The sequence below is a fragment of the Sphingopyxis sp. KK2 genome (assembly GCF_001990265.1).
Classification (GTDB): domain Bacteria; phylum Pseudomonadota; class Alphaproteobacteria; order Sphingomonadales; family Sphingomonadaceae; genus Sphingopyxis.
The window spans coordinates 1-8,989 of sequence record NZ_LYVN01000156.1 but is presented as its reverse complement, the minus strand read 5'-3'; the positions used below and the strand labels follow the sequence as shown (position 1 = coordinate 8,989).

Annotated in this window: 7 protein-coding genes and 1 pseudogene; 1 reads left to right on the top strand and 7 read right to left on the bottom strand. The window is 68.0% G+C overall.

The window, feature by feature from the left end; all coding sequences use genetic code 11:
- From B1A78_RS18675 to ahcY, 6 genes and pseudogenes are all read right to left on the bottom strand, one after another.
- Positions 1 to 1,434: pseudogene (locus tag B1A78_RS18675) on the bottom strand (double-strand break repair protein AddB); the annotation flags it as partial.
- A complete protein-coding gene (locus B1A78_RS18670; protein WP_256839320.1) occupies positions 1,427 to 2,146 on the bottom strand; it encodes a nucleotidyltransferase family protein in 720 nt (239 codons plus the stop codon). The gene B1A78_RS18670 and the pseudogene B1A78_RS18675, both read right to left, overlap by 8 nt.
- A complete protein-coding gene (locus B1A78_RS18665) occupies positions 2,143 to 3,114 on the bottom strand; it encodes an aminoglycoside phosphotransferase family protein (protein WP_077148410.1) in 972 nt (323 codons plus the stop codon). Before B1A78_RS18665 ends, B1A78_RS18670 begins: the two co-directional genes overlap by 4 nt.
- A complete protein-coding gene (tsaE, locus tag B1A78_RS18660; RefSeq protein WP_077148408.1) occupies positions 3,111 to 3,563 on the bottom strand; it encodes a tRNA (adenosine(37)-N6)-threonylcarbamoyltransferase complex ATPase subunit type 1 TsaE in 453 nt (150 codons plus the stop codon). The genes B1A78_RS18665 and tsaE overlap by 4 nt, the downstream gene beginning before the upstream one ends.
- Entirely contained in the window at positions 3,560 to 5,920 is a 2,361-nt protein-coding gene (locus B1A78_RS18655) for a PAS domain-containing sensor histidine kinase (protein WP_077148407.1), read from the bottom strand. Before B1A78_RS18655 ends, tsaE begins: the two co-directional genes overlap by 4 nt.
- Positions 5,921 to 6,083: 163 nt before the next feature.
- Positions 6,084 to 7,499, bottom strand: a complete 1,416-nt coding sequence (ahcY, locus tag B1A78_RS18650; protein WP_077148406.1) for an adenosylhomocysteinase — start codon at positions 7,497 to 7,499, stop codon at positions 6,084 to 6,086.
- A gap of 461 nt (positions 7,500 to 7,960) precedes the next feature.
- Between ahcY and B1A78_RS18645 the strand changes: the two genes are divergently transcribed.
- On the top strand, positions 7,961 to 8,359 hold the full coding sequence (locus B1A78_RS18645; RefSeq protein ID WP_077148405.1) for a tetratricopeptide repeat protein: 399 nt from the start codon (positions 7,961 to 7,963) through the stop codon (positions 8,357 to 8,359).
- A 53-nt stretch (positions 8,360 to 8,412) separates the two neighbouring features.
- Here the strand turns inward: B1A78_RS18645 and B1A78_RS18640 are convergent, their stop codons facing one another.
- Positions 8,413 to 8,979 (bottom strand): YqgE/AlgH family protein, encoded by a 567-nt coding sequence (locus B1A78_RS18640; protein ID WP_077148404.1) that lies wholly within the window; start codon positions 8,977 to 8,979, stop codon positions 8,413 to 8,415.
- Positions 8,980 to 8,989: the final 10 nt, after the last annotated feature.

Genomic DNA, 8,989 nt, shown 5'->3' with positions numbered 1-8,989 from the left:
GTTGTCGGCCGCGAGCAGCGCCAGACGCACCGACACCCCGTCCCAGCCCGGCGTCAGCCCCGGCTCGCGCAGCAGCAGGTCGAGCCGCCGAACCTGATCGAGCCAGGGCAGGCGCGCCTCGCCCTTGCGCACAAGCGGGTGGCTCAGCACCGTCAGCAGCCGCACCGGGTCGAATCGCGCCGCCAGTTCGGCGAGCCCGAGCAGCAAAGTCCCCGGCGGCAATTTCGCGAGCGGCCGCCCCGCGCTGTCGTCGACATCGATGTTCCACCGCCCCAGCGCGCTCGCGACCCTTTCGGCCAGCGCGCGGTCTGGGGTGACCAGCGCTGCGGCGCGCCCCGGCGTCTCGACCGCCGCGCGCATCATCAGCGCGATGCCCTGCGCCTCTTGCCCGTCGTCGGCGAACACCGTGCCCGACAGCCCGGCGATTTCGGCCGAGAGGTCGGTCTTCTCCTGCCAGCGCGCGGTGTAGGCGGCGGGCGCGAACAGCAAGGAGACGAAATCGGCACGCGCTTCGGGTCCGTCGAAATCCGACACGCCCTCCCACGTCCGCACCTCGCCGCGCGCGACGCCCATGCGCCCGATCAGCAGCTTCAGATGATATTGCGGATGCGTCTCGAGCGGCCGCGCCGGATTTTCGGGGTCGGCGGCGACCGGACCCAGCGCCTCCCATTCCTCCTCGGCCATGCCGAGGTCGAGCCCCGGCAGCACGACCATGCCGCGCTCCATGTCCGCGACGCTACGCAGCAGCCGCGCGATTGCGGGGGCGGCGGTGGTGATTCCCGCCGCGACGACGAAGCGCGCCGGCGGTGCGACACGCCAGCCCTGGCTCACGCGGTCGAGCAGGCGGTTGCGCCGCTCGGCGCGGTCGATCATCCCTGCGCGTGCCAGTTCGGCGGGCCAATGCTCGACGAGCAGGCGCAGCCGTTCCCACGACGCCTGCCAATGCTGCGCAAGGTCGCCGAGCACCGCTTCGATCTCGCCAAGCCGCGCAGGCGCGACCTCCTCATAATGAAGCTGGTCGATCACCCGCCCCAGTCCTTCGGCGAGCTGGAACGCCGCGGCGCCGGTGATCGCCTCCTCGCCTGCGGGCTGGTGCTTCTCGATCAGCGCCGCGAGCATCAGCCGCCGCCGCAGCGGGTCGATCGCGGGGGGCAGGACCCCGCTCTCGTCGATCGGGTCGAGCGCCAGCGCGACCTCCTCGTCGAGGTCGGCGTCGCCGATCACCGCGAGCCGCGGCATCAGCAGGCCCTGTCCGCCCGCGCGCACAAACGCCGCCTGCACCGCGCTGCGCGCGCGGTTGCTCGGGAGCAGGATCAGCCCCTCGGCCAGCCCCAGCGCGCCGTCGGCGAAACGCGCGATCAGCCCCGCGGCGAGCGCGTCGGCAAAGGCCCGCTGGACCGGGATCGAAAAGAGCGTCGGCTTGGCGTCAGCCATCCGTCAGCGCGGCTTCGGTCGGTCCGATGCTCGCCGGTGAACCGACGTCGAACCATTGCCCCATGTGCGACAGGCCGAAAAGCCGCCCCGCGGCGATCGCACGGTCCCAGAAGATATTGGTCGAAAAGGGTCCCTCGGGCGCATCGACGAGCAGCCGCCGCGACACGAGTTGGACACCCGTGTAGACGAAGGGTGCGATCCGCCCGGGCTTGCGCCGCGACAGCAGCCCGCACGGGTCCATGTGGAAATCGCCGCGCCCGCCATGCCCGGTCGCGCTCGCCTGGCGGATCACCAGCAGCAGCGCGTCCATCCGGTCTTCGTCCCAGTGGCGCGCGAGTTGCTGGATGCTGTCCTGCGGCCCGTCGGTCCAGATATTATCGCTGTTGACGATCAGGATCGGGTCGCCGGTCAGCAGCGGCAGCGCCTTCATCATCCCGCCGCCCGTTTCGAGCAGCCGGTCGCGCTCGTCCGAAATTGCGATGGTGAAGGTCCGTTTCTGCGCCGCGAGATGCGCCTCGAGCGCGTCGGCGAGATAATGGACGTTGACCACGACATGGCCGACCCCCGCCGCCTCGATGCGGTCGAGGCTGTGGTCGATCAGCGCCTTGCCCGCGACGCGCACCAGCGGCTTCGGCCGCGTGGCGGTCAGCGGACGCATGCGCTTGCCCAGTCCCGCCGCCATCACCATCGCGCTTTCGATCTTCACGCTCACGTCCAAGCCTCCGCCCTCTTGTCGGCGGGGACATTGGCGTCGAACCATTGCCGGACGGGGACAAGCGCCGGATGCGCGAGGTCGCGTTCGAGCAGCCCCCACATGCGCGGCTGGAACTGGCGGTAACCGGGCTTGCCGTCGCGCTTCCACAATCGCACGAAGACCCCCAGGATGCGCGTGTTGCGCTGCGCCGCAAGCGCCCAATAGGCGCTTTCGATATCGAGCCCGGTCGTCCCCTGATAGCGCGCGAGCATCGCCGCCTCGACCGCGGGGCTCACATCGCGCCGCGCATCCTCGAGCACCGAGGCGAGGTCATAGGCGGGATGGCCGACCAGCGCGTCCTGGAAATCGAGCAGGCCATAATGTTCGACCCCCGCCTTGTCGCCGACGAGCATGATATTCTCGGCGTGGAAATCTCGCAGCACGGTGACGCGCGGCAGGCCGTCCAGTTCGACCGGCCGCAATGCCGCCTCCCACGCCGCGCGGAAGGCATCGCGGTCGACCTCCAGCCCCAGCGCCGGGCAATACCAGTCGCTGAACAGCATCACTTCGTCGAGCCATTGCTCGAGCCCATGCACCGGCAGCCCGTCCATCGGCGGACGCGCATGGAGGTGGACGAGCAGGTCGGTCACGCCGGCATAGTGCGTGCTTTCATCATGCAGCGCGGCATCGACCGTCTCGCGCAGCCGCACGTCGCCGAAATCCTCGATCAGCAGCAGGCCTTGCTCGAGGTCGCGCGCGAAGATCGTCGGCGCGTTCAGCCCCTGGTCGCACAGATATTCGGCGATCGCGATGAACGGGCGCGGGTCCTCGTGCGGCGGCGGCGCGTCCATCAGCACCGCGCGGCGCGCGCCGTCGACGACGCGGAAATAGCGCCGGAACGACGCGTCGCCCGCGAGCGGCAGGATCTGGGCATCGCCCCAGCCATGCGCGGCGAGGAAAGCGGGCGCATGCGGAGGCGGAATCATCGGAGCGGCCATCGGCTCCCCCAAGACGTCGGCACCGCGGCTGTCAAGGCGCGCGCGTCGCCGCTCCCCGAAATCCGGATCGACAGCGCGTCCGGCCAGCCCTGCGCGCCCAGCCGTTCGGGCCATTCGATCAGCAGCGCGCCATCATAGAGATAGTCGTCGAGCCCCAGCTCGATCAGCTCCTGCTCGTCCTCGATCCGGTACAGGTCGACATGCGCGATGGCGAGGTCGACCTCGGGCGGCGCATAGGGCTGGACGATCGCGAAGGTCGGGCTCGGTGCCTCGCCCGCGAGCCCGCGCGCCTTCAGCATCGCGCGCGCCAGCGTCGTCTTGCCCGCGCCGAGGTCGCCCGACAGCAGAACGACGTCGCCGGGCCTCAGCGCGGCGCCGATCGCCGCCCCGATCCGCTCGGCCTCGGCGAGCCCATAGTCGTAACGATCGTCGGTCATCCGCGCGGAAGGCTCACGCGCACAAGCGTTCCCTGCCCCTTTTCGCTCATTACCTCCATCGTCCCGCCATGCGCGGCAACGAGCTGGCGCGCCAGCGCGAGGCCGATGCCGCCGCTCTGCGTGCCCGACTGCTGCCCCTCGGTCACCGCAACGACCGCCTCGGGCATGCCCGGGCCATTGTCGGACACGATGATGTCGACGCCCTTGGCATCGCCGTCGGCGTGGAGCAGCACGCGCCCGCCGCGCTTGCGCGTCGGCGCGGTATAGCGGACCGCATTGTCGAGCAGCCCGGCGACGAGCCGCGACAACCGCGCGCTATCGCCCTGGACCTCGCCCAGCGTCGCCGACAGGTTGCCGACCAGCTCGACCCCCTCGGCATCGGCGAGGAGCTTCGCCTGGCCGAGCGCGCCGCGCAGCAGCAGCACGACATCGACCGGCGCGCGCTCGACGACGAGCGTGCCCGCCTCGCCCTGCGCGAGATCGAGCACATTGTCGATCTGCCGCCCGAGCACCGCGACCGAATCCATGATCGCATCGACATAGGCCTGCTGCCCGTCGGACAGCTTGCCGGCATAGCCCGCCTGCAGCATCTCGCCGAAGCCGCCGATCGAGGTCAGCGGCGTGCGCAGCTCGTAACTCATCCGTGACAGGAAGGCGGTCTTGACCTTGTCGGCGGCCTCCAGCGCGTCATTGCGTTCGCGCAGCGCCGACTCCATCTTCCGGTTGTCGCTGACGTCGAGCATGATGAGCAGGGCATTGCCGTCGGGCAGCGGGATCGCGGCAAAATCGAAATAGCGCCCGTCGCGGAACCGGATTTCGCCGACGCGCTGGGTGCGTTCGAGCGTCGCGGCGCGGATCACCTCCTGCACGATACTGATCTGGTTCGGCTTGGCGAGCCGGTCGGCGAGCCCGCCCATCAGCACGTCGACGCGCGGGTGCGCCGCCAGCGTCGGTTCGTCGACCCCCCACAGCCGGCGGAAGCGCTGGTTCCACAGATGCAGCCGTCCGTCGGGCGCGAAAACCGCGATCGCCTCGAACAGATTGTCGAAGGTCGCGGTGCGCACGCGCAGCAGCGTGTCGCGCGCACCCGCGAGCTGTACCTGTTCGGTGCGATCCTCTGCGATCAGGAGCAGCCCGCCGTCGGGGGTCGGCTGGGCCACGACGCGCAAATGCGTCCCGTCACGCAGCAGCCAATCCTCCTCGCTCGCCTCGGCGCGCGCGAACCAGTCGACATGCGCCTGCCGCCATTCGGGAAAATCGCGCACCTCGGGGGTACGCCCGGCGTCGCGCCAGGCGTCGAGCAGCCGCGCAAAGGCAGGCATCTCGGCGATCGTATCGGCGTCAATGTCGAACATGCGGCGGAACGGCTGGTTGGCGAAGACCAGTCCCTGGTCGGGACCGAACTGCGCCACCGCCGCCGACATGCGATCGAGCAATTCGCGCTGCGTCTCGGCAAAACGGCGATGCGCGCCGCGCTCGCTTTCCAGTTCCTGCACGTCGATCGCATACCCCGCGACGCCGATCGTCTTGCCGCCCGCAGGGGTCAACGGCACGTCGACGACGCGCATGATCCGCCGCTCGCCCGCGATCGTCACCGGCACCGTACGCAGCTGCGCCGCACCCGCCGTGCGCGCCGCCTGGGCCGCCTCGCCGGCGCTGACCCCGGCGACGGGTTCGAGCAGTTCGATGCCCTGTTCGATCACGACCTCGGCGCTCTTCGCCTCGACCGCATGGACATAGGCGCGGTTGACCAGCGCGAGTTCGAGCCGCGGGTCGCGGAACCACATCGGAAAGGGCGCGACCTCGATCAATCCGGACAGCGCCTCGAACGCCGCCATCGCCTCGTCGCGCTCGGCCTTCAATGCGATCTGCGACGTCAGGCTGTCGGTCGCATCGTCGAGCCACAGCAGCACGCTGCCCGATCCGCCGATCGCCACGGGTGCCGGGCCGCCGTGGACCAGGATGGTCCGCGATCCGCCCTGAGGCCGCAGGCTCATGCGGAACGGCTTGGCACCGCGCTGCGCGCCGAGAATGGCCTGGCGCAACGCCTCATGCTCGCTCGCCTCGATCCCCGCGTTCAACGCGCGCAGTTCGTCGAAATTGCGCGGTCCGCGCTCGAGTCCGAGCCAGCGCCCCAGCCGCTCGCTCGACTCGATCCGCCAGTCGCCGCGCACCACGACGGGCAGATAGGGAGAGGCTTCGATCAGGCCGGCCAGCCGCTCGGTCTGGGCCGCCGCGAACGCCGAGCGCCGCTGCATCGCCAGACCCCGCCCCGCCGCCCAGATGCCGAGCAGCAGCCACAGCGCGGCAAAGCCGCCGAGCGCAAAGGTGAGCGCCGGGGACAGCGTGCCGCTCATCCTCCGTCACGCTCCCGCATTGCCGCCGATGCCCGTGCCATATCCGCCAGCCGTAAAGACGATGGAGTCATGTTTCAATCGCATGTCACAGCGAAACGGCGCGTCCCACCTTCCGATGGGCGCGCCGTCCACAGTTTTGATGCTTCGGCCGGAGCCGATGCCGTCAATAACGATAATGATCGGGCTTGAACGGCCCTTCGACCGGCACGCCGATATAGTCGGCCTGCTTCTGGCTCAGCTGGCTGAGCTTCACGCCGAGCTTTTCGAGGTGCAGCGCCGCGACCTTTTCGTCGAGATGCTTGGGCAGGACGTACACGTCGTTGTTATACTGCTCGCTGCGCGTCCACAGCTCGATCTGCGCCAGCGTCTGGTTGGTGAAGCTCGCCGACATCACGAACGACGGGTGGCCGGTCGCATTGCCCAGGTTCACCAGGCGGCCCTTCGACAGGATGATGATCTGCTTGCCGTCGGGGAATTCGACCAGGTCGACCTGCGGCTTCACTTCGGTCCACTTGTAGTTGGCGAGCGCCGCGATCTGGATCTCGCTGTCGAAATGGCCGATGTTGCAGACGATCGCCATATTCTTCATCGCCGCCATATGCTCGGCGGTGATCACGTCGGCGTTGCCGGTCGCGGTAACGAAGATGTCCGAACGCTGGACCGCTTCGTCCATCGTCACGACCTCGAAACCTTCCATCGCCGCCTGCAGCGCGCAGATCGGATCGATTTCGGTCACCAGCACGCGCGCGCCGCCGTTACGGAGCGACTGCGCAGAGCCCTTGCCGACGTCGCCGAAGCCGGCGACCGTGGCGACCTTGCCCGCGAGCATCACGTCGGTGCCGCGGCGGATCGCGTCGACGAGCGACTCCTTACAGCCATAGAGGTTGTCGAACTTCGACTTGGTGACGCTGTCGTTGACGTTGATCGCGGGGAAGGGCAGCTCGCCCTTCTTCGCGATGTGGTACAGGCGGTGGACGCCGGTCGTCGTTTCTTCCGAAACGCCCTTGATCGCCTTGACGGTCTTGGTGAGGTAGCCGGGGTTCGCCGCGACGAACGCCTTCAGCGCGCGCTGCATCTCGATCTCTTCCTCATTCTCGGGTGCCGGCATCGTCTCGCCGGCCTCGATCTTCGCGCCCCACAGCGCGAACATCGTGGCGTCGCCGCCATCGTCGAGGATCAGGTTGCAAGTGGTGCCGTCTTCGACGCCCCAGTCGAAGATGCGGCCGACATAGTCCCAATAGTCGGCGAGGCTTTCGCCCTTGATCGCGAACACCGGAACGCCCGACGCGGCGATCGCGGCGGCAGCATGGTCCTGCGTCGAGAAGATGTTGCACGTCGCCCAGCGGACTTCGGCGCCGAGCGCGGTCAGCGTCTCGATCAGCACCGCGGTCTGGATCGTCATGTGCAGCGAGCCGGTGATGCGCGCGCCCTTCAGCGGCTGCGCCGCGCCGAATTCGCTGCGCAGCGCCATCAGGCCCGGCATTTCGGTTTCGGCGATGTTGATTTCCTTGCGCCCGAAATCGGCGAGACCGATGTCGGCAATCACATAATCACGGGTGTCGGCGGCGAGAGTGGCCACGGCTTGATCTCCAGTCTGGCGGGTTCGACCGCAGGCGAGCGGCCACGAAATTTTCTTGCGCGCCCTAGCCCAAAGCGCCCATCCAATCAAATATAAACTTTTCTTTATATCGCAAGTCCGGAGCATCTGGCCGAGCCGTACCGCGGATGATGCCTACCCGCTCGCGGGTGTCAGCGAACGCGCATGCCGCTCGCGCGAATCCGGCATCGGGACGCGACGCAACCGCCCCGAAATCGCGAGGCGGCGAAAATAAATTTTCAGCAGGCGCAATTGTGACAATCCGCGCGTCACAAATGTGACAGCGAGTCGAGAAAGCCAAGATTCTGAAAATCCTGACTTATAATGCGCCTCGCGAATAGCTTAATTCTTGTTTGTGACAACCATGTTACAAACGGCTCAAAATATTGACTTTTCTTCGATGTGGGCAGAAAATCCTCCCAAGTTTCGGGGAGATACCAAAGATGAAAAAAATTCTGCTGCCGCTCGTCGCTCTCGCTTTCGCGACCCCTGCCGCCGCGCAATCGATCATTGTCGTCACCAGCCCGCAGGCCGATTCGGAAAGCTTGCCGGTCGCCTATGCCGAGCTCAAGGCCGGCGACAATCGCGGCGCCGTGACCAAGCTCACCGGCGAGACCGATGTCGATGCCCGCGACCCGTCGCGGTTGATCAACCTTGGCACCGCTTATGCTCGTCTGGGTCGCACCGACGATGCCGCCGCCGCCTATAACGCCGCCGTCGACAGCCCGATCCGCTATGATGTCGAGCTGTCCGACGGCCGTTATGTCGACTCGCGCTGGGCCGCGCGCACCGCGCTCGCCAACCTCAGCGAAGGCCGCCCGCTGCTCGCGCTGGCGCGCTGAGATAAAACGTCGCCCCCGCGAAGGCGGGGGCGACGTGTTTTTGGCGTTGTTCCTTACGCCTCGCCGCCCTCGGTCGTCAGCAACCGCGCATCGATCCCGGCTTCGGCAAAGGCCGCCTGCCATCTTTTCTCGGGGGGCGTATCGAACAGTAGCGCGTCGCTGCCCGGCGTCACATGCCAGCCGTGGCGCACCATCTCGTCCTCGAGCTGTCCGCCCGCCCATCCGGCATAACCCAGCGCGACCAGCCAGCGCGACGGACCGCGTCCCTCGCCGATCGCGCGCAAAATGTCGTGCGAGCTCGATATCGTCCAGCGGTCGGCGACCTGCACCGCGCCCTCGCCGCCCCAGTCGCTGCTGTGGATGACAAAACCGCGCGACTGTTCGACCGGACCGCCGAGAAAGACCGGCTGATCGAGCGGATCGCCGTCGTGCGCGATCTCGAGCTGGTCGAGCACCGCCCCCACCGTCATGCCCTCGATCGGGTCAGCGATGCCGATGCCCATCGCGCCTTCGGCGTCATGGCTGATCATCGCGATCACCGAATGCTCGAAGCGCGGGTCGCCAATCCCGGGGAGCGCGAGGAGCAGCTGGCCGGTGAACCAGGGGGGAGCCGTTTCCATCGCACCACCA

What these genes read in the sequence shown, in the direction of transcription:
- tsaE (WP_077148408.1), bottom strand. Translation starts at nt 3,563, where the DNA reads ATGACCGACGATCGTTACGACTATGGGCTCGCCGAGGCCGAGCGGATC.
- B1A78_RS18655 (WP_077148407.1), bottom strand. Translation starts at nt 5,920, where the DNA reads ATGAGCGGCACGCTGTCCCCGGCGCTCACCTTTGCGCTCGGCGGCTTT.
- B1A78_RS18640 (WP_077148404.1), bottom strand. Translation starts at nt 8,979, where the DNA reads ATGGAAACGGCTCCCCCCTGGTTCACCGGCCAGCTGCTCCTCGCGCTC.
- B1A78_RS18645 (WP_077148405.1), top strand. Translation starts at nt 7,961, where the DNA reads ATGAAAAAAATTCTGCTGCCGCTCGTCGCTCTCGCTTTCGCGACCCCT.
- B1A78_RS18665 (WP_077148410.1), bottom strand. Translation starts at nt 3,114, where the DNA reads ATGATTCCGCCTCCGCATGCGCCCGCTTTCCTCGCCGCGCATGGCTGG.